Raw genomic sequence first — 26,461 nt, 5'->3', positions numbered from 1 at the left:
GGTCAGCAGCAGGCTGCGGCCTACGGCACGGGCGGCCAGCAGGCGTACGACCCGAATGCGTACGGGCAGGTCTACGGCAGCGGTGCGCAGCAGGCGTACGACCCCAACGCCTACGGCCAGCAGGCTTACGGTCAGGACCCGTACGGTCAGCAGGTGTACGGGCAGGACCCGTACGGTCAGCAGCAGGCTGCGGCCTACGGCACGGGCGGCCAGCAGGCGTACGACCCGAATGCGTACGGGCAGGTCTACGGCAGCGGTGCGCAGCAGGCGTACGACCCCAACGCCTACGGCCAGCAGGCCTACGACCCCAACGCCTACGGACAGGGTTACGACCCGTCGCAGTACGCCCCGCAGGCCGGCGCCGACCCGGCCTCGGCCTCCGGCGAGCAGGCCGCCCAGGACGCCATCCAGTACGGCTGGTACCAGGGAGCCGAGCAGCCCTACCAGCAGGGGCAGGACACACCGACCACCCCCGGAGTTGACCCATTCTTTAACTCCGGTGACAACACCGGCTCCGACGCTTCCTCGCAGGGCGGTGCGGGCTACGGCGGTGCGTACGGCGAGTCCGGCGCATACGGCTCTGACCAGCAAGGACAGGGCGGAACCGGGGGTCAGCAGGGCTGGTACGGCAACGACGAGCAGCGCTGAGCCCTGACCAGGGACTCCGTGCTCCCCACCGCCTCGGACGTGCGTGAATTGCGTGGTAATCCACAGAACGGACATCGCGGGCCTGTCGATGGCAGTTCGCGGCGTGATATTCAGTGGATTGCCACGCAGGGCGCTTGACGCACAGCGAGTGTCACGCGTGTAATTTCAAGGTGGGATTCAACCCGGTCCGGGGGATGAAAAGGGCCGGGTACATCTATGGGGGGCAACAGGAGGTGCGCATGAGCGAGGTGATCCCGCTGGCGCACGGCTCGGACGAGGATCTGGGCTGGCAGGAACGTGCCCTGTGCGCGCAGACCGACCCGGAGGCTTTCTTTCCCGAGAAGGGCGGCTCCACGAGGGAGGCGAAGAAGGTCTGCCAGTCGTGCGAGGTCCGGGCCGAGTGCCTGGAGTACGCGCTGGAGCACGATGAGCGCTTCGGTATCTGGGGGGGACTCTCCGAGAGGGAACGCCGACGGCTGAAGAAAGCTGTCGGCGGAGATTTCGATTTCCTCGCGGACATGCTCTAGGTGATCCGGACAAGACGAGCGCCCCGGTGGTTGCACCGGGGCGCTCGTCTTTCGTGTGGGGCGCCGTTCGGGACCGAGGTCGAGATTGGATGATCCGCCCGCTCCCCGTGAGAATGCCCCGATATGGCTCCTATGGACCGGGGGTGCCAGGGTGCGCGGAATAGGCACGTAATGGTGCCGAGTGGCGTATCGTGATGACCCGTCTCAGCAGTCCCGTGCCTCTCCGCGGGACGGCCCCTCCCCGGAAGAGAACCCACTACAGCCGTGCTTGACCAGGACTCCGCCCGCCACGTCGTCACCGCGGTCGTCGTGACCCACGACGGGGCTCGTTGGCTACCCGAGACGATGGCCGCGCTGCGCGCGCAGACCCGCCCCCTGCAGCGCGTCGTCGCCGCGGACACCGGCAGCACCGACGGCAGCGGCGACATCCTCGCCGAGTACCTGCCCTCGGACTCCATCACCGACCGGTCGCCCGCGACCGGCTACGGCGACGCCGTGCGCGCCGCCCTGGACCTGCCGCGCTCGTCCACCGCTGTGCGGGACTCCGGTGAGGGGGCCAACGAGTGGATCTGGCTGATCCACGACGACCTCGTCCCCGAGCACGACGCCCTCGAGCAGCTTCTGGCCGCCGCCGACCGCGATCCCCGTGCGGCCGTGCTCGGGCCCAAGCTGCGCGACTGGTTCGACCGGCGCCTGCTCGTCGAGGTCGGGGTGACCATCGACGGGGCAGGGCGGCGCGAGACCGGCCTGGAACAGCGAGAGTTCGACCACGGCCAGCACGACGGCAACCGGCAGGTCCTGGCGGTCTCCAGCGCCGGGATGCTCGTGCGCCGCGACGTGTGGGACCGTCTCGGCGGCTTCGACGCCTCCCTGCCGCTGTTCCGCGACGACATCGACTTCTGCTGGCGTGTGGGCGGGGCCGGGCTGCGCGCGCTCCTGGTCACCGACGCCGTCGCCTACCACGCGGAGGCCTCCTCCCGGCGCCGCCGCGAGATCTCCGCGACCCGCAACCACCCGAGGCGCGTGGATCGGCGCCACGCGGTCTTCGTGCTGTTGGCCAACCTGCCCTTCGGCGGCATGGTCGCGGCGCTGCTGCGCAACTCCTTCGCGTCGCTGATGCGCGTGGTCATGTACCTGCTCATCAAACAGCCTGCGAACGCCCTCGACGAGGCCGCCGCGATGACGCTGGTCTACGTGCGGCCCGACAAGCTCGCGCGGGCCCGGTTCCGGCGCCGCCGCGACCGCCGCCGTACCTACAGCGCGATCCGGCCGTTCCTGGCGCGCGGGGTGGCGATGCGCCAGTTCGCCGACGCCCTCACTGCGGTGCTGACCGGTGAACCCGTGCGCAACACCCCCGGCCGCCACCAGGCGGTGACCGCGCCGCCCAACCCCGACGACGAGGAGGCGGTGCTCTCCGACGACCAGAGCTTCCTGCGCAGGGTGGTCACCCGGCCCGGGGTCATGCTGGTGATCGTGCTGTCGGTGGTCTCGCTCGTGGCCGGGCGTTCGCTGCTCTTCGGCGAGCTGCTCGCGGGTGGTGCCCTGCCGCCGGTGGCCGGGAGCGCCGCCGACCTGTGGTCGCTGTACCTGTCCTCCAGCCCGGACAGCGGGATCGGCGCGGACGGGCCCGTTCCGCCCCACGTCGGGCTGCTGGCGCTGATGTCCACCCTGACCCTGGGCCAGCCCTGGATCGCGGTCACCGTGATCCTGCTCGGCTGTGTACCGCTGGCCGGGTGCACCGCCTATCTGTTGGCGCGCGCCGTGCTGCGTTACGTGCCGGCACGCCTGTGGTTGGCAGGCACCTACGCGCTGCTGCCGGTGGCCACGGGCGCGGTCTCGCAGGGGCGCCTGGGTACCGCGGTTGTGCACGCGCTGCTGCCGGTCCTGGCTCTGCTGGTCGTACGGGTGGTCAGCCTCCCGGACAAGGCCTCCCGGCGCGCCGCCTGGGGCCTGGGCCTCACGCTGGCCGTGTCGACCGCGTTCGTGCCGATGATCTGGCTGCTGTCCCTGGTCACCGGGGTCCTGGTCGCGCTCGCCTTCGGGCACGTGGGGCAGCGCTTCTACGTGAGCGTCGCACTGAGCCTGGCGCTGCCGATCGTCCTGCTGTTGCCGTGGTCGCTGGAGCTGCTCAAGCACCCCACGCTCTGGTTGCTGGAGGCCGGGCTGCACCGGCCCGAGCTCTCCGACCCGCCCGCCGGACCGATCGAGCTGCTCATGCTCTCGCCCGGCGGTCCCGGGGCGCCGCCCGTCTGGGTCACCGCCGGGTTCCTGTCAGCCGCCCTCATGGCGCTGTTGCTGCTCCGCAACCGCATGGTCGTGGCCGCCGGGTGGTCGCTGGCCCTGTTCGGGCTGCTCGTGGCGATCGTGGTCGGGCGCCTGGTCGTCGAGCCCTACTCCGGGGGCCCTCCCGCCCCGGTCTGGCCGGGGGTGGCGCTGTCCTTCACCGCGACCGCCGTCCTGATGTCCGCGGGCACGTCCGCCCGCGCCATCGGGGACATGCTCCGCGGCGTCCACGGCGGCACCGGGGAGAACGCCCCCTGGTGGAGGGACTGGCGCCGCGGCTTCGCGCTCGCGGTCACCGTACTGGCCCTGGCCACACCCGCCTCCGCGGCCGCCCTGTGGATGTGGGAGGGCGCCGACGGGCCCGTCACCTCCGACGCCCCCGCGACCGTCCCCGGCGCGCTGGAGAGCCGCAGTGACGACGGCACCGAACCGCGTGCGCTCGTGGTCGCACCGGACGACGAGGGAAACGTCGACTACTCCGTCGTGCGCGGGCGCGAACCGCACCTGGGCGAGGAAGCGGTCGTGCCCGACGAGGAGGGCCGCGCCAGTATGGACCGCGCCGTCGCCGAACTCAGCGCGGGCCAGGGCGGCGATCAGCTGCACACCCTTCTGGACAACGGAATCCAGTACGTGCTCCACCCGCGCCCGGAGGAGGCCGGTCCGGACCGTGCCACGATGGTCGACGTGCTCGACGGCACCCCAGGTCTGGACCGGCAGTCGCTGTCGGAGCACTACGGGCTCTGGCGCATCTCGGAGGACACCGGGGCTCTGCGCGTGGTGCCCGAGGGCGGGCTCGACGCCGAGGCCCTGCCGGTCGGGGGCAGTGCCGGTGAGATGACCGCGGAGATCGAGCAGGGCCCCACCGGCCGCCGCCTGGCCCTGGCCGAACCGTCCGACGGCAGTTGGAAGGCCACCCTCGACGGCGAGGAGCTGTCCGAGGCCGGCTCCGAGAACGCCACCCAGGCCTGGGAACTGCCAGTCGACGGGGGGCAGGTGCGCGTATGGCACAGCGACCCCGTGCACACCGCGTGGACGATCACCCAGGGCGTGCTGCTGCTCGTGGTGGCCGTCCTGGCCGCACCCGGCGTGCGCACCGAGGAGGAGGCCCGCCTGATCGCCTCCACCCCGCCGCCGCGGCCGCGCCGTCCCGACAGCCTGCGCCGCTCTCGACGGGGAGCCGGGGCACGGGCCGCCGGGGCCTCCGTTGAGAGCGCCGAGAGCGACGGTGGGGTACCGGAAGGCGGTGAGGGCCCGGCGACGCCGGGCGGGGCCGCAGAGAGCTCCGACGCCGGCTCTGACGGGCAGAGCGGTTCCGGGGCCGACCGCGACACCACGACCACTACCGGTTCCATCCCGGCACTGCTGGGCGGGGGACGGCGCAAGGGCACCCGCCGCAAACCCGGCCGTCGACGCGCCTCGCCCCGGCGCCGCAACACCGACCGCCCCGAGGGTGAGGAGTGAACGTGCGAGTGATCGTGGAGAACCGGTTCGCGCTGTTCGGACTGGTCGCCCTGGCCCTGAGCGCCCTGCTCGGCGTCGCCCTCCTCACCCGGCCCCTCACCGCCGAGGTAGGGGTCAGCGAGGCCGGGACCGTGGGCCCCGACAGCGCCGTGCGGGTCTGCCCGGAGCCGCACGAGGACTCCGACGCCGACAGCGTCGCCTCGGCCTTCGCCCCGCGGGTGAGCCGCGACGACGAGGGCGAGCTGTGGGGCGCGCCGGTCCCGGGCACACCCTCCGATGACGACGACGGAGACGACGCCGGGGCCTCACCCGCGCCGGACCCCGCCGACCTCGGTGAGGACGACCTCGTCGGCGACCGGATCACCGAACCCAACAGGGTCTGGAGCGCCGAGACCGACGACCTGGGCGATCCGACCGCGGTGCATGCCTCCGGCGACCTGGCCTCCGGGCTGGAGGTCGCGCAGATCACCTCCTCCGACGACGAGGCGACCGAGGTGCTGTGCGCCCAGCCCTCCATCGGAACGTGGTTCGCACTGCCCGGCGGCGACGACCCCGACGGGGTGGACCTCGAGGAACTCACCGCCCACCTGTCCAACCCCGAGGACTTCCGCGCCACCGCCAGCATCGACGTCTACACCGCCGACGGGCCCTCGCACTCCACCGAGAGCCGGGGCATCCCCCTGGGTCCGGGGGAGTCCACCGAGCTCGACCTGACCGAGCTCGTGCACAGCACCAGCGCTGTCGGCGTTCACGTCCGCACCAGTACCGGCCGCGTCGCCGCGTCGCTGCTGGCAGAGCACTCCTCCGGCGGCACCGACTGGGTCAACCCGACCTCGGAACCGGCCGAGGAGGCGGTCGTGCCCGGCGTGCCCGGAGGTGAGGGGGCGCGCCGGCTCATGCTCGCCGCGCCCGGGGACGACCCCGTCACCGCACGGGTGCACGTGCTGACCGAGGAGCCCGCCGGCGACGGAGGCGACGACGACGGCAACGGCACGGGGACCCCCGGCGACCCGTACACCGTGCACGTCCCACCGGCTGCGTCGGCGTGGCTGTCCCTGGAGAGCGCCCTGGCCGAGGAGCCCGGAACCGTGGTCGTCGAGGCCGACGGCGAGGTCGTCGCCGGCGTCGTGTCCGAGTTCGACGGCGGTTCGGAGACCGCCTACAGTTCTGCCGCCGACCCGCTCGACCGTCCCCTGGACACGAGCGCGGTCCTGCCCGACGTGCCCCGAGGTGCCGAGACCGAGGTCGTGGTCGGGGCCGTCGAACGCGACGCCTCGATCGTGGCCACCCCCGTGGGCGCCGACGGCGACCAGGGCGACGCCGTCAAGCTCACCGTCCCGGCGGGCACCACCCAGGTCTTCGGCACCGACGCCGACGACGAGGACGTGGCCTGGGAACCGCCGTCGGGCATCGGCGCGGGCGAGGGGTACGCGGTCCGGCTCGACCTCGTCGACGACGACTCAGGGCCCTTGCATGCGGGTCGGGTGCTGCGCACCGACGACGGAGCCGGCGCCGCCCCGGTACGCCCCGCGCCGGTCGAGGTCCCGCTGCCCGTGGTCCGCGACAGCCTCGTCGGTCTGACACCCTGATCTCCTGCAGTGACGGGCTTGTGGGGCGCCGCCCCGTCCCTGGGTGGCCGATTCTTGGTCCATACTTGGATCTGCATTGAACCGGGTATCTCTGGGAGGACTGCGTGGCGGAACCGTCGGACGAGACCGAGGCCCCGGACCCCGCCCCGGGAGCGGAGACCCCTGTGCCGGCTGCGCCGGAGCCCGCTCCGGGCGTGAGGGACGAGGCTCCGGGGGGCCAGGAGCCCGCTGCCGAGGCCCCCGTCACCGGGCCCGAGGCAGCGCCCGCCTCCGAGGGGATGTCCGCGTCCGTCGAAGGGCTGGCGGAGCAGGTGCGCGGGTTCCATGCCCGCGCCGACAACTACGAGCAGATCATCCGGCAGATGCAGAACCGGATCGAGCAGCTCCAGGGCGACCAGGTGCAGGCCCTTCTCAAACCGGTGATCCGCAGGTTCGCCGGACTGCATTCCCAGGCGGCCGAAGCCGCCGAGCGCGCCCGTGAACGCGGAGAAAAATCCGAGAAGGACTTCGACTTCTTCATGGACTCCATCGAAGAAGCGCTCGGGCTCATCGACGTCGAATCCGTGGAGGCCGAATCCTCCACCGAGTTCGACCCCGCGAAACACCACGCGGCACGTGTCGTGACCACCGATGACCCGGAAAAGGACCGGCGTGTGCACCGTGTCCTGAGGCAGGGTTTCACCTATGTCGACGCCGACCGCGTGTTCCTTCCGGCGCAGGTGAGTGTCTACAAGCACGAGGAACCCCGATAGGGTTTTCCCGCGGTTCCACCTCCACCGCGAACCCCCGCCCCTACGGCCGCGCGTGTCCCCCGGGCGGGAGCACGACAGCGACCACGTGACCAATCCTGAATGAGGAGCTCTCCGTTGGGTGACAGCGTGTACGGGATCGACCTGGGCACGACGTATTCGGGGATCGCTCGGATCAATGATCTCGGGCAGGCCGAAATCGTCCTCAACTACGACAGCAACCCGACGACCCCCTCCGTGGTCTATTTCGAGGGGGAGAGCAACATCGTCGTCGGGGAGGAGGCAAAACGTGTGCAGCGGTCGGACCCCGACCACGCCTGCTCGTTGATCAAGCGCCACATGGGTACTTCCCACCCCCAGGAGTTCCATGGTGAGAGGTACACCCCGGAGAGCATTTCCGGTCTGATCCTCAAAGAACTCGTCGCCACGGCCAACAACGAGAGCGGCCAGGAGATCGACAAGGCCGTCATCACCGTGCCGGCCTACTTCGGGGTCAAGGAGAAGGAGGCCACCCGGCAGGCCGGGCAGATCGCCGGGCTCGACGTGGTCGGCATCGTCACCGAGCCCGTGGCGGCCGCTCTCTCGCTCGGGATCCGTGGGGAGAAGCCCGAGACCGTGCTCGTCTACGACCTGGGCGGCGGCACCTTCGACACCACCGTCCTGCGCGCAGAGGCCGGCCGGGTCGAGGTGGTGGCCGTCGACGGCAACAAGACCCTGGGCGGCGCCGACTGGGACACCGCCCTCGCCCAGCTGATCGTGGAGAAGTTCGTCCGGGCGGTCGGCCTGGGCGACGAGGACCCCCTGCTCGACGAGGAGTTCGAGGCCGAGCTGCTGGGCCAGGTCGAGGAGACCAAGAAGTCGCTCACCAAGCGGGAGAAGGCCACCGTCCGCTGCCGGTACGAGGACCACGACGAGAAGGTCGAGGTCACCCGCGCAGAGTTCGAGGAGGCCACCCGCCACCTGGTCGGCCAGACCCTGGAGATCGCCCAGCGCACCGTGGCCACCGCGGAGGAGAAGGTGCCCGGGCTCTCCGTCGACCGCGTGCTGCTCGTCGGCGGCTCGGCCAAGATGCCCATGGTCGAGACCGCCCTGCGCGACCAGCTCGGGTGGGACCCGGCCCGCAGCGACTTCGACCTCGCCGTGGCCAAGGGCGCTGCCGTCTACGGGCAGGCCGCGGTGGACGAGGTGCTGTCCACCGACGGCAGCGAGGTGGAAGTGGCCGCGAACGCCGAGAAGAAATACTTCCTCGGCGGATCCCAGAGCCTGAGCATCACCAACGTGCTCTCGCGCGGCCTCGGGGTCCGTTTCCAGCGGGAGGAGACCGGAGAGCAGTACATCTCCTTCCTCGTGCACGCCAACGACACCCTGCCGGCCAGCCCCGAGCCCCTCACAGCGCTGACCCTGGCGGACCAGCAGAAGGTCGTGGCGATCGCCCTCTACGAGCAGGGCGGCGAGCTCGAGTCGGAGTCGGTCGAGGACAACAAGCTCCTCGAGGAGAAGGAGCTCCCGATCCCGCCGATGCCCAAGGGGGCACCGGTCGAGCTCACCCTCACCGTGACCGACGAGGGTCTGGCCCGGGTCAACGCCTACGATCCGGCCGGCGACCGGAGCATGGACGTCGAGGCCCAGGTCTCCGTGCTCTCCGAGGAAGAGGTCGAGCAGGCCGCCGAGCAGGTCTCCGGGCTGTCGCTGCGTTCCTGATACCCGGCTGGAGGCAACGGTGTCCTTCGACGCCAAGCAGTACAGGAAGAACGTCCTGATCCCGCTGGAGAAGGACAAGGACCGCAAGGCGGTGCTCCAGGAGGCCATCCGGGGTTTCCAGGGCACGGAGGGCACCTCCGCCCTGGACCGGCTGGACCTGACCGCGCTGTACGGGGTGGAACCCTCGATGTCCCGATCGGACCTCGAGGGCCACCTCGGCAGTGTCGAGGCGGCCTTCAACAGCCCCTCGGTCAAGAACCGGGGTTCGGCGCAGCTGCTGAAGAAGCTGCTCGAGCTGTTGCGGCAGTCGGACGACGTGAAGGTCACGGACCCGGGGTTCTGGGCCGAGATGGCGGCCGCCCGCACCCGCGCCGAGCGCACGCAGCTGGACGACTTCGCCCGGGCCGTGGCGCAGGAGCACCCGCTCGAGGTCGTGCTGCGCGACCGGGTCGCCGAACTCGCCGCCGGCACGGGGTTGGGGAGCGTGGCCGGGAGCGACCTGGCCGCGGCGCTGTCCTCGCACGGGGTCACGGTGGTGCCCGATTTCGAGCTGCCCAGGGTCAGGATTCCACCGGCTGTGCGGGCGGCGACCGACTTCCCCGAGTTCCGGACCGTGGTGGACGTGGTGTGCCGACCCGAGCAGCCCGACGGGATCCGCGTCGTCGACGGGCTCTCGTACGGGAAGCCGGCACACCCCCTCACCCCGCAGGACGTCGCCCGGGCCAAGGCGCTGCTGCAGCAGCAGGAGGCACGCGTCGAGGAGGGCGCCCGCCAGGCGGCCCAGAACGCCCTGGCCGCCCTCACCGAGTGCGCTTCCGCCGATGAACTGCACGCCCTGGCCCTGGCCTCNGGCGGGGCCTGCCGCGGGTGACGGTCCACGAGGAGCTGTGCAAACGCGGCGTGCATCGGGACGACTCCGCCCGGCTGGTCACCAAGCTCTCGACCGGAAGCAAGGTCCTCGGCCCCGACGACGTCGCCGAACTCCTGGCCGACGGCTCCCTGGGGGAGGCCCGCAGACTGCTCGACAGCCTGCCCGACCCCTCCGACGACGAGCGCACCGGACGGCAACGCCTGGCCGAGCGGGTCGCTGCGGCCGAGGCCAAGAAGGAGCGGGGCCTGGCGCGCTACCACGCCGCACTCGAGGCGGGGGACCACCCCGCCGCCGCGGCCGCCCTGCGCGAGGCCCTGGACACCGACCCGCGCGACGCTGACCTGCACGAGCGCCTGCGAAGGCTGCCGCCCCCGCCCCCGGCCAACCTGTCGCTGCGGGTCGAGGGGCGCGGGATCACCGTGGCCTGGAACGCCGACGGGGACGACGCGGTCACCCACGCCGTGGTGCGCACCGCCGGCACGGTCCCGGCCAACCCGCGGGACGGCCGCCTCCTCGTGGAGGGCCACACCGCGACTTTGTTCCGCGACGAGGAACCCCCGGTCGGGGCCCGTGTGCGCTACTCGGTCTTCGCAACCCGCGACGGTTCCGCCTGGTCCGATCCGGCCACCGGTACCTGCGTGGTCCTGCCCCCGCCGGCCGACCTGGGCGCCTCCGCCGGCGCCACCGAGGTCTCGCTGTCCTGGGGGACACCGCCCGAGGCGGTCGGGGCCGTGGTCACCCGCACCGCCCCCGACGGCAGCCGGACGACCCACCGCCCCACCGAACAGGGTGAACTGACAGTCACCGGGCTCACCACGGGGACCAAGTACCGATTCTCCGTCGCGGCCGTCTACCTGTCGGAGGACGGGCAGCGGCAGGAGTCGGCCGCCGTCAGCACCGACGCGACCCCGCGCGGCGCCGTCCGTGCGGTGGTGGACCTGCGGATCGAACCGGCCCCCGACGGCCACCGGGTGAGCTGGACGACGGTCGCCGATCACCCGGTCGAACTCTGGACCCTGCCGGTCACCGCCCGGGTCGAACCCGGTACCCGCCTGTCCCGGGCCGACCTGGCCCGAATGCGCGGCAGCCGGCTCACTCTGCGCCCCGGACCCGCCGCACCCGGCCGCACCGTGCGCGACTTCGACACCCTCAGCGGGGTCGGCCTCCTGGTCCCCCTCACGGTGGAGGGCGACGGCGGCCTCGTCGGTACGCCCCAGATCACCGGTTCCGCTCCGCAGGTGCGGATGCCGACGGTCGAGCGGCTGGGCGAGGAGCTCCGGCTGTCCTGGCGGTGGCCCGAGGGCGACCACCTCATCGAGGTCGGCTGGCAGGCCGACGGCCGTCCGGTCACCCGCCGCATCACGCGTACCGCCTACAACGACGGCGGCGGAGTCAAGATCCCACGGGCGGACAAGGTCAGCGCCCTCACCCTGGCCACCGTGGTGCGCGCCGCCGACCGGGAGTGGGTGTCCGCGCCGGTCGAGGTGCCGCTGAGCGGACGCGCGCCGGCGGCGACCTACACCCTCCGGGTCAGACGGTCCTGGCTGAGCGGAAAGGGCACCGCGACGGTGACCGTCGAGTCCCCCGAGTTCCGCGGGCAGGTCCGGGTCCTGACCGTCCTCAAGGAGGCCGGGTTCATGCCGGGCGACGCCGCCGACGGCACGGTGGTGGACCGCCGCGAGCTGGACTTCGCCCACGAACGTTCCCACACCTTCGAGCTGAGGCTGGGCAAGGTCGCCACACCCTTCTGGGTGCGGCTCTTCACCGAACCCGGAAGCGCGGTCCGGCTCGAGGACCCCCCGACGAGCCGGATGCGAGGCTGAGACACGGTGCTCCTCACAGCGACGGCCCCGTGCCCTTACTGCTACACCGAGATCAACCCCCGGAGGCTGGCCTACCGCTGCTCCGGAAGGCACGCGGCCGGTCGGTCGCCCTGCAAGAAGGCGATCGACGAGGCACGCCGCAGGCACTTCAACGACACCAACGCCTACTGGCCGATCATCGACCCGGAGCGCTCCGACAGCCGCCTCCCGGGCGCTGCGGCCAAGCTCGGCATCGGCGGCCGCTGCACCGGCTGCGGCGCCGACCCGGGTCCGCCGGTCTGCCCGGAGTGCCACTCGCTCCTGCCCTCGGAGTACGGCACCGACTCGGCCCTGTTCGGGCTGGTCGGGGTACGCGGGTCGGGCAAGACCGTCATGCTCTCGGTCCTGGACGCGGAACTGCGCTCCTCGGTCGCCGACCGCTTCGACGCTGCCATCGACGTGCCCGGAGGCAGGTCAGGGCTCACCCGTGATCTGAGGGTCCACCACGAGCTCATGAGCGAGGCCGAGGGGACCGTCCCGGGGCAGACCCAGGAGAACCGGAGCGGGAAGAAGGAACCAGCGGTCTACACGTGGCGCTACCTGAAGAAGGGGCCGCTGGGGACCTCCCGGACCGCCTCGACCGCCTTCTCCTTCTACGACAACGCCGGTGAGGACTTCGCGACCGCCGACGCGGCCATGACCCAGCGGTACCTGGGCGCCACCTCCGGACTCATCCTGTTGCTGGACCCCTTCGGGTTCCCGGAGAACCGCAAGCGCGCGGTGGACCGGGGCGCCGGCTTCATGGAGACCGGCCCGGAGGAAGTCGTCGACGCGGTCACCACCGTCCTGAGGGCCACCGGCAGGGTCAAGCGCTCGAAGAGGATCAAGCAGCCCGTCGCGGTCGTGGTGTCAAAGATCGACGCCTTCTTCGACCAGATCGAGGAGGACCACCCGCTCCGCCGACCGTCCTCCCGCCGTCCCCTGTACGACGAGACCGAGGCGCAGACGGTGCACGACCACCTCGGACTGCTGATCCAGCAGTGGGGAGGGGCGAAGATCCTCCGAACACTCGAACAGAACTACACCGACTTCCGCCTCTTCGGGGCCTCGGCCCTGGGCGCCGAACCGGACTACGCCTCGCAGCGGGTCAACCACCGCGGCCTGTTGCCGCACCGGGTCGCCGAGCCGCTGCTGTGGCTCATGGCGCGCCGGGGTTTCCTGCCGTCGACGGGAGAGTGACATGGCCTTCGAAGTAGCCACCTACACCGACGTCACGTCCAGCGAGGCGATCGACGGCGTCGACGGTTTCAACTTCCAGGCGGTCTCACCCGGACTGACCGGCGAGGACCGCCAGCGCATCCGGGAGGGGCTGCTCCACCGGGTGGTGCCCTCCTGGGCGCTGGGGCACGATCCCCTGGACCACCCGCCCACGTGTGCGTTCACGGTCGAGGGCGGGCGCAGTTACCTCGCCCTGGGCAGGTCCACCGGCACCACCAACAGCGGCCGCCCGGGGAACCAGGTCACCCAGGTCATCGCAGCATCCGACCCCGACGACTTCGTCCCCTACCGGCCGGCCCAGCTCTACGGGGCCCGCCGGTGGGAACTGGAGAAGGCGCCGGGCCCGGAGCTCGACCCGTGGGTGACCCCGCTCGAGATCCGGCCCGAGTTCGAGGCGGACGCCCTCCGTTCCCTGGTCGTCGACGACGAGTGGGCGACGCGGGTGCTCCCGCACTTCCTGACGATGGTCGACGAGGCGGCCGGGCCGGAACCGGTCAAGGCGGTGCTGCTGCACACCGACCTCGACACGGTGATGCGGTGGATCGCTCTGGGGACGCTCTTCGTCGATCCCGAGCGGGCCCAGACACTCCGGTTCCGTGCGCTGGTCGACGACCCATGGCGCGCGGACGCCGCCCTGGTGGGGGTGAGCCCGGAGTTCGGCCCGGTCGACCTCGACTCGGCCAATGTGCTCGACCTGGTGGGGCGCACGGTGCCCGGCATCGAACCGAGCGGGGCGGCGCAGGCCCGTGCGGAGCTGTTCCTGGGGCACGACGCCGCCGACGCACTCAGTGCCGTGGAGACCGCGCGCCGCTGGGAGCCGGCGCTCGGCCCGGTCGCCTCCCTCGACGCGGCGCGGATCGTTGCGGTTCCCGGGGTCGACACCGGAGGTGCCCGTGCGTGGCGCACAGCGGTCTCGGCGATCGACGGGCTCGCCGGGGCCGGGCAGGAGGACGACCTCGCCCTGTACGGGGAGGAGCTGGGGGACGTGGCCGTCACCCACGGTCCGACCACCGACGAGGAGTTCACCCTGGCCGGGCGCGCGGTCCACAGCACCCACGCACTGGGCCTGGACGAGGTCGCCTGCGGGGTGCTCGTCCCGGTGCTGGAGGCGCTCACAGCCGCGCCCGAGTGCGCCGGGGCCTTCGCGCGGGAACTCTCCGGGGCCGAGAAACCGCTCGAGTGGGGGTCGGAGGAGGAGCGTTCGGCCGCCGGCGCCTTCCTGGACAACGTGTTCGGTTCGGCACCGGGGGACGCCCTGCCCGACCTCATGGAGGCGGCTCGGAGCATCGGGGCCCCGCTGTCGCAGGCGCGGCTCGACGAAGCCGTCGACGAGCTCGCGAAGCTGTGGGCGGGCGACCCGGAACTCGGGCGGGACCGGTGGAAGCGNGGCCCCCCGCCGGCTCGCCGGCGCCTGCGAGGCCGGAGAACACGCGACCGTGGCCGCCGTGCGCCGCGGCGACTGGGACCACCTCGCGCAGGAGGCCGACGCCCCCGAACTGCGTGGCTGGGTGCAGGCCGCCCGCATCGGTCGACAGCCCGTGGCCGAACGCCGCGCCGCGGTCGCCTCCGCGCTGTCCGTGCCCGCAGAGGCATGGCGGTGGGTCATGGCCGACGCCCCGGTGGAACAGGCCCCCGCGCTGTGGGCGGTCTGGATCTCCCGCCACGGGTACTCCGCGGACCTGGTCCGGAGCCTGATCGCGGCCCTGGACGGTATCCGCAGGACCGACACGGCCACCGACCGGGACACGGCCGACTGGGGGCCGCTCCTGGAGGCCCTCACGAACGCGCCGGACCCTTGGCTGGCGGACCTTGCAGCCGATCACGCCCGCGCCAAGGTCGACCTCGATGCCGCGCTCGTGCAGGTGCGGGACGGTGAGGGCCCGGCGTCCGACCCCGACCTGTCACGGGTGAGCCAGGTGGCCCGCTACCTGCTTCCCCGCGTCGGACAGCTGCTGCTGCACGCCCGCGGCCCGGAGGCCAGGGCCCGGCTCTCCGCGGCGGTCAACCCCTGGGGTCCTGCCGCACTGCGCGCCCACCTGGTGGTCCTGGCCGAGCAGGAGGGCAACCCGGACGCGGTGCGCCACGCGGTGACGCTGCGCTCCGACAGCGACCCCAAGACGGCCGAGGCCGCCGATGAGGCCCTGACACGTATCCGCGAGACGTGCCCGGAGCTGGTACAGGGGTCCAGGAAGAGCACCCCTTGGATCCGCAAGGAGTTGGACACCGGTCCGCGCGGGCGGCCGGGCGAACCGGGGCGCAGGCCCGGGGGCGTCTTCTCGTGGGCCAGGGACAAAGTCAGGGGCAAGGACCAGGACCAGGACCGGGACCGGGGCCAGGACGGGGCCCGGGGCAGGAGCGGGGGAGGGGTGTAGATGCCGCAGCTCATCCTCGTCATCCTGGCCATCGTCCTGGTCGTCTGGCTGGTCTGGTTGGCTCTGGCCCTGCTCGTGCGGGCCGTCGCGCTGATCCTCGTCGGCTGGATCCTGCTCTTCGTCGGCGGGATCGCCGGCGGGGTGGTTAGGGGTGTGTTCCTGCCCCCGAGTGTGCTCGCCGGGAACACGGAGGAGATCCCCTCGATCGCCACCCCGGACGGTGTGGTGAAGGGCCGTGTTCTGGGCAAGGCTCCGCGCGGGCACGCCAAGTACCTCGGCTGGGACCGCGCCTGGCCCGTCTACATCCCGCACCAGGCCGGTCGGGATGCCAACGCCGTCCTCGCTGCGGCCAAACGCATCGGGTTGGAATCCCTGGCCTCGGCCTTCGCCTGGTGGGTCACGGGTGTGCTGTTCTCCCCTGCCTTGGTCGGGTTCGCCCTGGGACTGTGGGCGTCCGTCCTGACCTGGTACGCCGTGATGACCGTCCTGGGGGCGCTGGTCTTCGTCGGCCAGGGGACCGGGGTCGTGGCCTACCGCTGGTACGACCACCTGGCCCGCAGGAGCATCGGGGCCGACCTGCGTTGTGTCAGCTGTTACCGGGTCACCGTCGTGCCGAGCTACCGGTGCCCCGGCGCCTCCTGCAGCACCATCCACAACGACGTGCGCCCCGGCCCCCTCGGCATCGTGCACCGCCAGTGCGGGTGCGGGACCCGGATACCGGCGACGGTCGGCCGGGCGGCCGCGCGCCTGGTCACCGTCTGTCCCTTCTGTGACACCGACGCCCCGGACGGCAGCGGGACCCGCCAGGTGCTGCCGCTGCCGGTGATCGGTGCGGTCAGCGCGGGCAAGACCCAGTTCCTGACCAGCGGTGTGGTCGAGCTCCGCGACCGGGCCGAGGTGGCGTCGGGATCGCTCACCCCGATCTCACCCGTGGCCGAGGACTTCCTGAAGACCTCCCGCGCCTCCGTCTTCTCCGGTCGGCGGGTGAGCAAGACCGCCTGGGAGGACCGGCCCGAGGGTATCCCGCTCGTGCTGTCCCACGGTGGAGCGGAGATCGAGGTGCAGATCATGGACGCGGCCGGGGAGAACTTCGTCGGTTGGGAACGGTCGCAGAGCCTGGGCTACATCGACACCGCGAGCACCCTGCTGTTCGTGCTCGACCCCCTGGCCCTGCCCGAGGTCAGAGAACAGCTCCGTCGCTCGGGGGAGGAGGGCGCGGTGCCGCTCGCCCAGGGCGACCAGGAGGGCGCCTACGCCGCTGTCGTCGACCGGCTCCGGGCCGAGGGTGTGGCGCTGGGGCCGAAACACCTGTGCGTGGTGCTGACCAAACTCGACATCCTGCGCAAGGTCCCGGGCACCGTCGATCGCCTCGACCCCGCGAACGGTGCCTCGGTCAAGGGGTGGCTGCGCGAACACGGGGGGCAACGGCTCGTGCGGCGTATCAACGGCGACTTCCGGAACGTGGACTACTACGCCGTGGACTCGCTCGGTTCCCGCGAAGGCACCGACCCCTCGCACCCCGTGCAGGTGCTGGACCGGGCCCTGCGCGTCGCCGACCGGCGCATGGCGGTGCTGCCGGAGCCGGAGTCGGTCCCGGCGGGGGAGGCGAGGAACGCATGACAGGGATGGAGGACGGACTCCCGCTGATGCACCGGCGGCTGCGCAACGCGTGGACCGTGGTGCACGTCGTCCTGGTGCTCGCCGGGGCTCTCGCGCTCGTCGTGTGGGGGGCGACCGACAGCAACGCCGAGCGGCTCTGGGCGCAGTTCTGGGGCAGCCTGCTCGAGCTCCAGTACCGGGTCTCGAGCCTGATCTCCTGGCCCTGGCCCTGGAACGACTAGGTGTACTGTCCCGGACCCGCGGCTCAGCCCTCGGGGTCGACCGACTCCGGCTCGACCCCGAGGAGATTGGCGACCTCCTCCACCACGGCGTCGTGGACCAGGAGCGCCATCTCGTCGGGGTCCTTGGTGCGGACCTCCACCGGGCGGCGGTAGACCACGATGCGCGCCCGGCCGTCGGGCTCGGTCTCCAGCCGGGAGAAGGGGATCGTTTCAGCCATCGGGGGTACCGGGGGGACGTCCTCCACGAGGAAGTCGACATTGGCCAGCTCACGGGACCACAAGCGCTCGAGGCGTTCGACCGCGTCCAGGACGAGGTCGTCGAACGCCTGCGCTCGGCTCCGGAAAACCGGCAGGTCGGCAGGGACGAGAGGGCCGCGGATGCCACGTCCTCGGCGGTCCCTTCGCCGCACACGGTCTGGTTGGCCACTGGAAAGGCGCACTCGTCGCACACCCCGAGACTAAGCCATCGGCGGCCTCGCGCGTAGCCCCTCCCGGCCCCGCACGACCGGGATCCGGCACCCCGACGACCCCCGCGGGCGCGCTGAACGGGGTGGAAGGTCCGGACTCGCCGTCCCTGAAAGGGTTCCGGATATGGGGTGATGCTGGCGTGTCCTTGAGGAAGGGCATACAGTCGTTGGCTGTGAGCCATGTTCGACGCTGTTCCCGCACCGCGTGCAGGCAGCCCGCCGTATTCACGCTCACGTACGTCTACGCCGACTCGACGGCCGTCCTCGGTCCGCTCGCCGCCTACGTCGAGCCGCACTGCTACGACCTGTGTGCCATGCACGCCGACCGGCTGACCGCCCCCCGGGGGTGGGAGGTCGTCAGGCTCCCGGTCGAAGCGGTCGGCGGTGGCCCCGGCAGTGACGACCTGGAGGCCCTCGCCGACGCTGTACGTGAGGCGGCGCGCCCCCCTGCACAGACCGATCCCGAGGGTGAGGACCCCACCCGCCGCGGACACCTGCGTGTGGTGCGTTCGGACCAACAGCCGCCGCGGCAGTCCTGACCGCCACCCGCCCCGCGCGCTTGCTAGCTTTGTACCGCGCACCCGGCCCCCAGGACCCACCGGAGAACCGGAGAAGACGTGGCTGATCTCGCAAGCATCTTCAAGGCCTACGACGTCCGCGGCGTCGTGCCCGACACCCTCGACACCGGGGTCGCACGCGCCGTCGGCGCCGCCTTCGGCCGTGTGGTGGGCGTCGGCGCCGTGGTCGTCGCCCACGACATGCGTCCTTCCTCCCCCGAGCTGACCGCGGCCTTCGCGGAGGGCGTGACCGGCCAGGGGGTGGACGTGGTCGACGCCGGGCTCGGCTCCACCGACCTGCTCTACTACGCCTCGGGCGAGCTCGGCCTGCCCGGCGCGATGTTCACCGCCAGCCACAACCCGGCCCAGTACAACGGCATCAAGATGTGCCGGGCCGGAGCCGCCCCCATGAGCGCCGACACCGGGCTCGACGAGATCCGCCACCTCGCGGAGGAGGGTGTTCCCGAGCACGGCGGCCCGGCCGGGAAGGTGACCCGCCGCGATCTCCTCCAGGGGTACGCGGACTACCTCCGCGGCCTCGTCGACCTGTCCGGCATCCGTCCCCTCAAGGTCGCCGTGGACGCCGGCAACGGCATGGGCGGGCACACCGTCCCCGCCGTGCTGGGTGAAGGGCTGCCGCTGGAGGTCGTGCCGCTGTACTTCGAGCTCGACGGCACCTTCCCGAACCATCCCGCCAACCCCCTCGACCCCGACAACCTCGTCGACCTGCAGGAGAAGGTCCGGGAGAGCGGCGCCGACCTGGGACTCGCCTTCGACGGCGACGCCGACCGGTGCTTCGTGGTGGATGAGCGAGGCGAGCCCGTGCCGCCGTCGGCGGTGACGGCGCTCGTGGCCGCCCAGGAACTGGAGCGCGAACCCGGCGCCACGGTCATCCACAACCTCATCACCTCGCAGGCGGTCCCCGAGATCGTCGCCGAGAAGGGCGGCACCCCCGTACGCACGCGCGTGGGGCACTCCTTCATCAAGGCGACCATGGCCGAGACCGGCGCGATCTTCGGCGGGGAGCACTCCGCCCACTACTACTTCCGCGACTTCTGGCGGGCCGACACCGGTATGCTCGCGGCGATGCACGTCCTGCGGGTCCTGGGCGCCGACACCCGGACCCTGTCGGAGATCACGCGGGAGTACACCCGGTACGCCGCCTCCGGCGAGGTCAACTCCGAGGTCGACGACGCCGCCGGCCGCATGGCCGCGGTCCGGGAGGCCTACGAGGGGCGCGAGGGCATCACCGTCGACGACCTCGACGGGCTCAGCGTGACCCTGCCCGACGGATCCTGGTTCAACCTGCGCGCCTCCAACACCGAGCCGCTGCTCCGGCTCAACGTCGAGGCGCCCGACGACACCGGGGTCGCCACCCTGCGCGACCGGGTCCTGGCGATTGTGCGCGCCTGAACAGGCATGATGGAGATGCGGTGCGGCTGTTGGCCGTGTCCGCACCCGCACACAGAGACGAGGAACGAGAACCCATGAGCACGAAGATCGACGGCTGGCTGCTGGAGATCCTGGCCTGCCCCCAGAGCCAGGCCCCGCTCCGCCACGACCCGGAGACCGACGAGCTCGTCTGCGACGAGAGCAAGCTCGCCTACCCGATCCGCGACGGCATCCCGGTCCTGCTGGTCGAAGAGGCGCGACGTATGGATTGAGGGTCGGGTGGAACGGAACCGCCTTTCCAACAGTCATAACGGGTATGCCCGGAAGGGACGCCCCTTCCGGGACGACCGGGCGCGGGCCCGGCCGTGTCCCGGACGCCCCGTACCCTGGTCCCCGCCCCCGTAGTACGACGACCTCCCTGGAGGAGACCGATGGCCGGCCCCCAAGCGCTCATGCCGAGCGACCCCTCGGCGTTCGGTGACTACAGCGTGACCGGTCGCCTCGGCAAGGGCGGCCAGGGGGTGGTCTACCTCGCCGAGGACCGCGAGGGCGAGGAGTACGCGGTCAAGGTCCTCAACGATCAGTGGGCCGAGGACGCCGACCTGCGCAAGCGGTTCGTCAAGGAGGTCAGCGCCGCCCGGAAGGTCGCCTCGTTCTGCACGGCGGCGATCATCGACGCTCAACTCGACGACGACCCGCCCTACGTCGTCAGCGAGTTCGTGCCCGGCAAGGACCTGCAGGAGACGGTCTCCCGCGGCGGACCCCAGCGGGGCAGCCGCCTCCAGCGCCTGGCGGTCTCGACGGCCACGGCCCTCGTGGCGATCCACAAGGCCGGCATCGTCCACCGGGACTTCAAGCCCGGCAACGTGCTCCTGGGTCCGGACGGCCCCCGCGTCATCGACTTCGGCATCGCCCGGGTCGACGACGGCACGGCGACCATGACCAACTCGATCGTCGGAACGCCGTCCTACATGGCGCCGGAGCAGATCGAGGGCCGCGGCATCACCGACAAGTGCGACATCTTCGCGTGGGGCTGCATCATGGCGTTCGCCTCCACCGGGCGTGCCCCGTTCGGTTCCGACACCGTGCCCGCGGTCGTGCACCGTGTGGTCACCGCTCCGCCGGACCTCGACGGTCTCGACGACAGCCTGCGCCCGATCGTCGAGTCGTGCCTGGACAAGGATCCCCAGAACCGGCCCAACGCACAGACCCTGCTCATGCGCCTGCTCGGCCACGACGGGCCGGACGAGTCGGCGAGCTCCACCGACGAGGCCGTCAAGCAGGGCGAGCAGATCGCGCAGACCGGCACGTTCACCGGCGGGCAGACCGCGTTCCCGCCCATGCCGCCGCCCCAGCCGCAGCAGTACCCCACGGGCGGACAGCCGCCCATGACCTCCGACCCCCGGCAGGGCATGGGACAGCCCGGTCAGCCCCCGATGAGCTCCGACCCCCGGCAGGGATTCGGTCCTCACCCGGGCACGTCGAACCCGCAGCCCGGGTTCGGACCGCACCCCGGCACCTCGAACCCGCAGCCAGGGTTCGGCGGTCCGCCCCCGGGCAACTCCGACCCGCGCCACGGCATGCACGGCAACCCGTACGCGGGCCCCACCACACCGCCGCCGCACGGGACGCACATGGGCGGGATGAACCCGAACCAGACCTACGCCCGCCCCTCCTCGCAGCAGCCGATGCCGACCCCGGTCCAGGAGGACTCGCTCCTGCAGCAGAGCTGGGTGATCCCGGCGGTGCTCATCACCATCGTCATCCTGCTGCTGGTCCTGGCCCTGGTCGCGCTGAGCGGCTGAACGGCCCCGGAGGCGTCGACGCGCCGCACGGGCCCTCAGGCCCGGGTGATCTGGTCCATCGACCGCGACAGGGCCTCGTCGACGAGGTCGCGCACCAGCGGCCACCGCTCGTCGGCCGAGTCGTTGGGCATCACGGTCACCCCGTCGACCTCGGACATCAACGGGGCCTCGCGCGCCTCCGCGCCGATCGTCAGGCGTGCGTCAGCCGTCACCGCGAGCACACCCGCGCTCGAGGGGCCGACCTCCTGCACGATCACGTACAGCACCAGCGTGGCCTCGGCCACGGTCAGCGCCAGGCCGGCCCACCAGTGGTTCGCGCCGGGCGACAGCAGGGCCCGCTCGGGCGGGGCGCCGATCTCTCCCGGGGCCTGCGGTGCACTGCCCGCATGCACGTCCGCACGGGCTTGGTCGTCGAGGGAACCCAGGACCTGCAGCAGTGGCCCCCGGCGGTCGCGCAGGTAGTCCAGGGCCCGGCGGTGGGTGGCCGCCGCCAGGGGCGGTGCCGAAGCGGGCGCCGGACCCGGGCGGGACGGCAACCGGCTCAGCTCGGTGCGCAGGGACGTGGCCACGAGCCGGGCCAGGTGGCGGGCGCACAGGTCGACGCGGCGGGACCCCCTGGGCCCGGTGCAGGCGGGGACCCCGGCGTCGGGCACCAGAGGGGGGAAGTCGGCCCGCTGCAGCACCAGGGACGCCAGCACCCACGGCAGCGCCCACCCCGGCCCGTCGCCGGCCTCCTCGGGGGCGTTCCCGGCCAGCGCGCCCGCGCACGTGAGGTACGTGTGCACGGCGCGTACGACCGGATGCCCGGGTGCGGTGGCCGCGTGTGCCACACCCTCGGCGCCGGCCTCGTCCAGTCGGGGACAGCGGCCCGTGGGCACGGTCAGCGACGCGGCGCGTGCGGCCAGCTCGGCGACGTGGTCCGGGGTCAGGGCGGGGCCGGACATCTCCTCAGTGGTGGTGGCCTCCAGCAGGTCGGCGAGCTCCGGCCCGCCCCCGAGGTCGAACGCCCTGCGGCGGGCCAGCTCCCTGCGGGCCCGGGCGCGTTCCTCCCGCGGGCCCCGGTGCTCGGCCCAGACCGCACGCAGACGGTCGAGGTCATCGAGGTCCGGACGCAGGAGCCCTTCGATGGTCTGCGGGGTCGCGTCGCCGCGTAGCGTATCCACGTCCCTGTCCGTAGCCCGTGGTCTCTTTGCCAAAACCTGCCCCGGGCGTGAACGGGTGTCCGCGACCGGCCGTGGCCCACGGTCAACCCGGGGCCGCCGGTGTGCGTCGCGAGCTCATGGCCGCGGTCGGGCCGCGTGCAGAAGCCGCATCGCCTTCTGCTTCTCGAAGTCCATGGCGCGTACGGGGGCGGCGGTCAGGCGGCCCAGGCGTTCGCCGTGGCGGCGCACCCGGGCCAGCAGTTCCGGTTCGGCCAGTACCCGCAGCGCGAATGCAAGTGCGGCCGGGGGGATGTCGAGCTCGCGCTCCAGATCCATGCCGGCCCCGATCGTGTCGAGGTCCTCGTCGGTGAAGCGCCGGTGCCGGTGGCCGCGTCCGGTGGGTGACTCCTGTGTGCGGGGGAGCAGCCCCAGCGCCTCCCGGTAGCGGAGCATGCGCGCCGTGCTGCCCACACGGTCGGCCGCGGCGGAGATCGGGACCGCGCCGGACGCGTCCTGTACCGGTGCGTCGGGGATCGGGGTGTTGTCGCTGGCCGCCATGCACGCGACCCTAACCCAATGCCGGTCCCCGAGTGCTCAAATCTGACAACCGAACGTCAGGTTTGTCCCGTGGAGCGCTCCGTGGGCCTAGACTCTGGGTGCCAGCAAGAGTCACGAGTGAGGAACGCATGGCTTTCGACTACAAGGTCGCCGATCTTTCCCTGGCCGAGTTCGGCCGCGACGAGATCCGTCTCGCCGAGCACGAGATGCCCGGCCTCATGGCCACCCGCGCCGAGTACGGAGACAGCAAGCCGCTCCGTGGCGCCCGCATCATGGGCTCGCTGCACATGACCGTCCAGACGGCCGTCCTCATCGAGACCCTGACCGCCCTCGGCGCCGAGGTGCGGTGGGTGAGCTGCAACATCTTCTCCACCCAGGACCACGCCGCGGCCGCCGCTGTGGTCGGCCCCGACGGCACCCCGGACAACCCCAAGGGTGTGCCGGTCTTCGCCTGGAAGGGCGAGACGCTGGAGGAGTACTGGTGGTGCACCGAGCAGGCCCTGACCTGGCCCGGCGCCGAAGGCCCCAACATGATCCTGGACGACGGCGGCGACGCCACCATGCTCGTCCACAAGGGTGCCGAGTTCGAGAAGGCCGGTGCGGTCCCGGACCCGGCCTCCGCCGAGGCCGAGGAGTTCCAGGTCGTCCTGTCCCTGCTGAAGAAGAGCCTGCAGAAGGACAACAGCAAGTGGACCAAGATCGCCGAGGGCATCAAGGGCGTCTCCGAGGAGACCACCACCGGTGTCCTGCGCCTGTACGAGATGCAGCGTGAGGGCACGCTGTCCTTCCCGGCGATCAACGTCAACGACTCGGTCACCAAGAGCAAGTTCGACAACAAGTACGGCATCCGGCACTCCCTGCCGGACGGCATCATGCGCGCCACCGACGTCCTCATCGGCGGCAAGATCGCCGTCGTCTGCGGCTACGGCGACGTCGGCAAGGGCTCGGCCGAGTCCCTGCGCGGCCAGGGTGCCCGGGTCATCGTCACCGAGATCGACCCGATCAACGCCCTGCAGGCCGCCATGGACGGCTACGAGGTCGCCTCCCTGGAGTCGGCGGTCGAGACCGGTGACATCTTCATCACCACCACCGGCAACTTCAACGTGATCATGACCGACCACATGGCGGCCATGAAGCACCAGGCCATCGTCGGCAACGTCGGCCACTTCGACAACGAGATCGACATGGCCGGCCTCGAGAAGGTCGAGGGCATCACCAAGAAGGAGATCAAGCCGCAGGTCCACGAGTACACCTTCCCCGGTGGCAAGTCGATCCTGGTGCTGTCGGAGGGCCGCCTGCTCAACCTGGGCAACGCCACCGGCCACCCCAGCTTCGTGATGTCCAACAGCTTCACCAACCAGGTGATCGCGCAGATCGAGCTGTTCGCCAAGACCGACGAGTACCCCACGGGCGTCTACACGCTGCCGAAGATCCTCGACGAGAAGGTCGCCCGTCTGCACCTGGACGCCCTCGGCGTCGAGCTCACCACGCTCACCAAGGAGCAGGCCGAGTACATCGGTGTCGACGTCGCCGGCCCCTACAAGCCCGAGCACTACCGCTACTAGGTTTTTGCAAGCCCAGACGCCAAAGTCGCGTCTGACCTGCGGGAATGCAGGGTCACGAGTAATCTGACCCGTTGCACGACGGTCACAGAGGGCACTATCGAGCTCTCTGTGACCGTCGCTCACCGCAGGAGTAGTACATGGGCAGGAAAACCCCCCGAGGGGGCCACCTCACCGACCTCACCCGGTCCTGGGAACGTGCTCTGAAGGCTGGCACGGCAGGCAAGATGAAGAAGCCAGCCAGCCCATTCACCGTCCGGAACTACCTCCGGACGGTGAACCTCCTCGCCGCGTGGCTCGACGAGCGCGAACTCCCCTCTGCGGTCACCACCATCGAGCCCGATGACATCACCGACTGGCTTCTCGACGTCGGCGACACCACCAGCCGGCACAACGCCCTGCACCACTACCGGAACCTCAGGTCGTTCTGGTCGTGGACGGTCAAGGAGCGGATGATCTCCGCCGGTGAGGATCCCATGCTTGAGGTAGCTCGCCCGCACCCCGAGGACGTGCGCCGCCCGCCACTCTCGCAGGACCAGGTGTCTGCCCTACTGGCCACGTGCTCCCGTCGAGGGGGGTTTCGCGACACCCGTGACGCCGCCATCATCCGAGTGCTTGCCGATACCGGCATGCGCGTGTCCGGGCTTCTCGGTCTCCGGTGGTCGTCCGATCATCCCGGCCTCGACAACCAGGGGCACAGCGATTTGTTCCTCGACCACGACCCGCCGCTCCTCAGACTCAGGCTCAAGGGCGGCAAACAACACCTGGTCGATGTTGCCCCGCGTACTGCCACCTCCCTCGACCGGTACCTACGCCACCGGGCCACGCACCGCCTGGCCGACGACCCCGCACTGTGGCTCGGGCATAAGGCGTTCACCAAGGGCGGGCTGCAAACCATGCTCGACCGACGCGCCGCGGAGGCGGGCATCACAGAGTCGATCCACCCGCACCGGTTCCGGCGGAGCATGGCCACGTGGCACCTGGACGCCGGCGGCTCCCGGGACGCGCTCATGGCGCGCGCCGGGTGGAGTTCCGAACAGATGATCCGGCTGTACGTGGCTGATAGCAGGGACCGGCTCGCGTGGCAGGAGTCCCAGCGGCTCGGGATCGCGAACCAGCTCTGAAACACGACAACGCCCCTGCGCCGCTCCCCTCGGCGCCGGGGCGTTTTCTATGCCCTCGGTCGGGCTTAGGCGGCCGCGAGGTCCGGCTCTCGCAGCGGCACGAGGAGCCCCGCCTCCCGGCCCGCTGCCGCGACTCGGAACTCTGTGTCCGTGGTGATCGGCCACTCGTCGTCCCACCAACGGGTGCGGATGTAGCCGACCAGGTCCACGGCGGGGTCGATGACGCCCAGGCTCGTGTACAGGCGCCACCGGGCCCACCCGGGTAGGGCCCGGTGGTAGGCCCGCACGAGCTCACCAAAGGTGACGCCGTGCCTGACGATGATGAGGTGCCAGTCGGGCCCGAGCGTCCCGACTTCGAAGGTCGTCGTGGGCGGGATCTGCGTGCTGACGATGACGGACAGAAGGACACCACCACACTGTGGAGCCGCTGGGGGATGCAGCATAGGTCTCCCCTCGCTGATGCTGCGTATGTGACCCGTGAGCGGGACGGGGGAGAACAGCTTAGATCGAACGACTGTCCGATAGAAGGCTTTCGTCCAGGATGCATCACTGTCCGAAGTCAGGATCACCGTGAGTAGGGGCCTCCGGGCGCGTGGCCGCATCCGGCCACGGTCACTCGTCATCCGGTCGCCGGTGGAGGCGTCCGCGGAGCTCCGCGTCCACCATCCGCTCGGCGATGCGTTCAGCCTCGACCATGGCGCGCTCGATCATCTCCCGCTCCTCCTCCTCGGA

The 26,461-nt window shown here is 71.5% G+C and carries 21 protein-coding genes and 1 pseudogene; 18 read left to right on the top strand and 4 right to left on the bottom strand.

Annotation, left to right across the window (positions count from 1 at the left end):
• The 12 genes and pseudogenes from D474_RS33860 to D474_RS0110430 all read left to right on the top strand — a co-directional run.
• Nucleotides 1–648: pseudogene (locus D474_RS33860) on the top strand (hypothetical protein); the annotation flags it as partial.
• 239 nt (nt 649–887) lie between these two features.
• Nucleotides 888–1,175: a WhiB family transcriptional regulator gene (locus D474_RS0110480; RefSeq protein ID WP_026118359.1), complete on the top strand. Its 288-nt coding sequence runs from the start codon at nt 888–890 to the stop codon at nt 1,173–1,175.
• 264 nt (nt 1,176–1,439) lie between these two features.
• Nucleotides 1,440–4,919 (top strand): glycosyltransferase family 2 protein, encoded by a 3,480-nt coding sequence (locus D474_RS0110475; protein WP_026118358.1) that lies wholly within the window; start codon nt 1,440–1,442, stop codon nt 4,917–4,919.
• Between the two features lie 2 nt (nt 4,920–4,921).
• A complete protein-coding gene (locus D474_RS0110470; RefSeq protein ID WP_026118357.1) occupies nt 4,922–6,508 on the top strand; it encodes a DUF5719 family protein in 1,587 nt (528 codons plus the stop codon).
• 104 nt (nt 6,509–6,612) lie between these two features.
• Nucleotides 6,613–7,260: a nucleotide exchange factor GrpE gene (grpE, locus tag D474_RS0110465; protein ID WP_017613529.1), complete on the top strand. Its 648-nt coding sequence runs from the start codon at nt 6,613–6,615 to the stop codon at nt 7,258–7,260.
• 114 nt (nt 7,261–7,374) lie between these two features.
• Nucleotides 7,375–8,958 (top strand): Hsp70 family protein, encoded by a 1,584-nt coding sequence (locus D474_RS0110460; protein ID WP_017613528.1) that lies wholly within the window; start codon nt 7,375–7,377, stop codon nt 8,956–8,958.
• Nucleotides 8,959–9,825: 867 nt separating this feature from the next.
• On the top strand, nt 9,826–11,652 hold the full coding sequence (locus D474_RS0110450) for a fibronectin type III domain-containing protein (protein WP_204367112.1): 1,827 nt from the start codon (nt 9,826–9,828) through the stop codon (nt 11,650–11,652).
• A gap of 6 nt (nt 11,653–11,658) precedes the next feature.
• Complete coding sequence (locus D474_RS0110445; RefSeq protein ID WP_017613525.1) at nt 11,659–12,870, top strand: hypothetical protein; 1,212 nt, start codon at nt 11,659–11,661, stop codon at nt 12,868–12,870.
• A 1-nt stretch (nt 12,871) separates the two neighbouring features.
• Nucleotides 12,872–14,785: a GAP1-N2 domain-containing protein gene (locus tag D474_RS33285; RefSeq protein ID WP_051050947.1), complete on the top strand. Its 1,914-nt coding sequence runs from the start codon at nt 12,872–12,874 to the stop codon at nt 14,783–14,785.
• Nucleotides 14,766–15,281 (top strand): hypothetical protein, encoded by a 516-nt coding sequence (locus D474_RS31705; protein WP_017613524.1) that lies wholly within the window; start codon nt 14,766–14,768, stop codon nt 15,279–15,281. Before D474_RS33285 ends, D474_RS31705 begins: the two co-directional genes overlap by 20 nt.
• Complete coding sequence (locus tag D474_RS0110435) at nt 15,282–16,901, top strand: TRAFAC clade GTPase domain-containing protein (protein WP_017613523.1); 1,620 nt, start codon at nt 15,282–15,284, stop codon at nt 16,899–16,901.
• Nucleotides 16,898–17,122, top strand: a complete 225-nt coding sequence (locus D474_RS0110430; protein ID WP_152476731.1) for a hypothetical protein — start codon at nt 16,898–16,900, stop codon at nt 17,120–17,122. Before D474_RS0110435 ends, D474_RS0110430 begins: the two co-directional genes overlap by 4 nt.
• 23 nt (nt 17,123–17,145) lie before the next feature.
• On the opposite strand, the gene D474_RS0110425 is transcribed toward D474_RS0110430, so the two are convergent.
• The gene (locus D474_RS0110425) at nt 17,146–17,532 is read right to left on the bottom strand and encodes a metallopeptidase family protein (RefSeq protein WP_017613521.1); all 387 of its coding nucleotides are present in this window, start codon (nt 17,530–17,532) and stop codon (nt 17,146–17,148) included.
• A gap of 230 nt (nt 17,533–17,762) precedes the next feature.
• Here D474_RS0110425 and D474_RS0110420 point away from each other — a divergent pair, with 230 nt between their 5' ends.
• The 4 genes from D474_RS0110420 (at nt 17,763) to D474_RS0110405 (ending at nt 21,343) form a co-directional block, all read left to right on the top strand.
• On the top strand, nt 17,763–18,128 hold the full coding sequence (locus tag D474_RS0110420) for a DUF3499 domain-containing protein (protein WP_017613520.1): 366 nt from the start codon (nt 17,763–17,765) through the stop codon (nt 18,126–18,128).
• Between the two features lie 78 nt (nt 18,129–18,206).
• A complete protein-coding gene (locus D474_RS0110415; protein ID WP_017613519.1) occupies nt 18,207–19,559 on the top strand; it encodes a phosphomannomutase/phosphoglucomutase in 1,353 nt (450 codons plus the stop codon).
• Between the two features lie 74 nt (nt 19,560–19,633).
• The gene (locus D474_RS28255) at nt 19,634–19,810 is read left to right on the top strand and encodes a Trm112 family protein (protein WP_083931787.1); all 177 of its coding nucleotides are present in this window, start codon (nt 19,634–19,636) and stop codon (nt 19,808–19,810) included.
• Between the two features lie 159 nt (nt 19,811–19,969).
• Nucleotides 19,970–21,343, top strand: coding sequence for a serine/threonine-protein kinase (locus D474_RS0110405; RefSeq protein WP_017613517.1), 1,374 nt, complete (start codon nt 19,970–19,972; stop codon nt 21,341–21,343).
• A gap of 35 nt (nt 21,344–21,378) precedes the next feature.
• Here the strand turns inward: D474_RS0110405 and D474_RS0110400 are convergent, their stop codons facing one another.
• Both D474_RS0110400 and D474_RS0110395 read right to left on the bottom strand, forming a co-directional pair.
• Entirely contained in the window at nt 21,379–22,506 is a 1,128-nt protein-coding gene (locus D474_RS0110400) for a hypothetical protein (protein WP_017613516.1), read from the bottom strand.
• Nucleotides 22,507–22,620: 114 nt separating this feature from the next.
• Nucleotides 22,621–23,043, bottom strand: coding sequence for a MerR family transcriptional regulator (locus D474_RS0110395; RefSeq protein WP_017613515.1), 423 nt, complete (start codon nt 23,041–23,043; stop codon nt 22,621–22,623).
• A gap of 128 nt (nt 23,044–23,171) precedes the next feature.
• Between D474_RS0110395 and ahcY the strand changes: the two genes are divergently transcribed.
• Nucleotides 23,172–24,608: an adenosylhomocysteinase gene (ahcY, locus tag D474_RS0110390; RefSeq protein ID WP_017613514.1), complete on the top strand. Its 1,437-nt coding sequence runs from the start codon at nt 23,172–23,174 to the stop codon at nt 24,606–24,608.
• A 137-nt stretch (nt 24,609–24,745) separates the two neighbouring features.
• Complete coding sequence (locus D474_RS30410; RefSeq protein ID WP_017613513.1) at nt 24,746–25,729, top strand: tyrosine-type recombinase/integrase; 984 nt, start codon at nt 24,746–24,748, stop codon at nt 25,727–25,729.
• Between the two features lie 65 nt (nt 25,730–25,794).
• Here D474_RS30410 and D474_RS0110380 read toward each other — a convergent pair whose 3' ends face one another.
• Complete coding sequence (locus D474_RS0110380) at nt 25,795–26,172, bottom strand: hypothetical protein (RefSeq protein ID WP_017613512.1); 378 nt, start codon at nt 26,170–26,172, stop codon at nt 25,795–25,797.
• Nucleotides 26,173–26,461: the final 289 nt, after the last annotated feature.

It is taken from the genome of Nocardiopsis salina YIM 90010 (assembly GCF_000341025.1).
Classification (GTDB): Bacteria; Actinomycetota; Actinomycetes; order Streptosporangiales; family Streptosporangiaceae; genus Nocardiopsis; species Nocardiopsis salina.
Note: the sequence above shows the minus strand (reverse complement) of the source record. Positions and strands in the feature narration are given on the sequence as shown.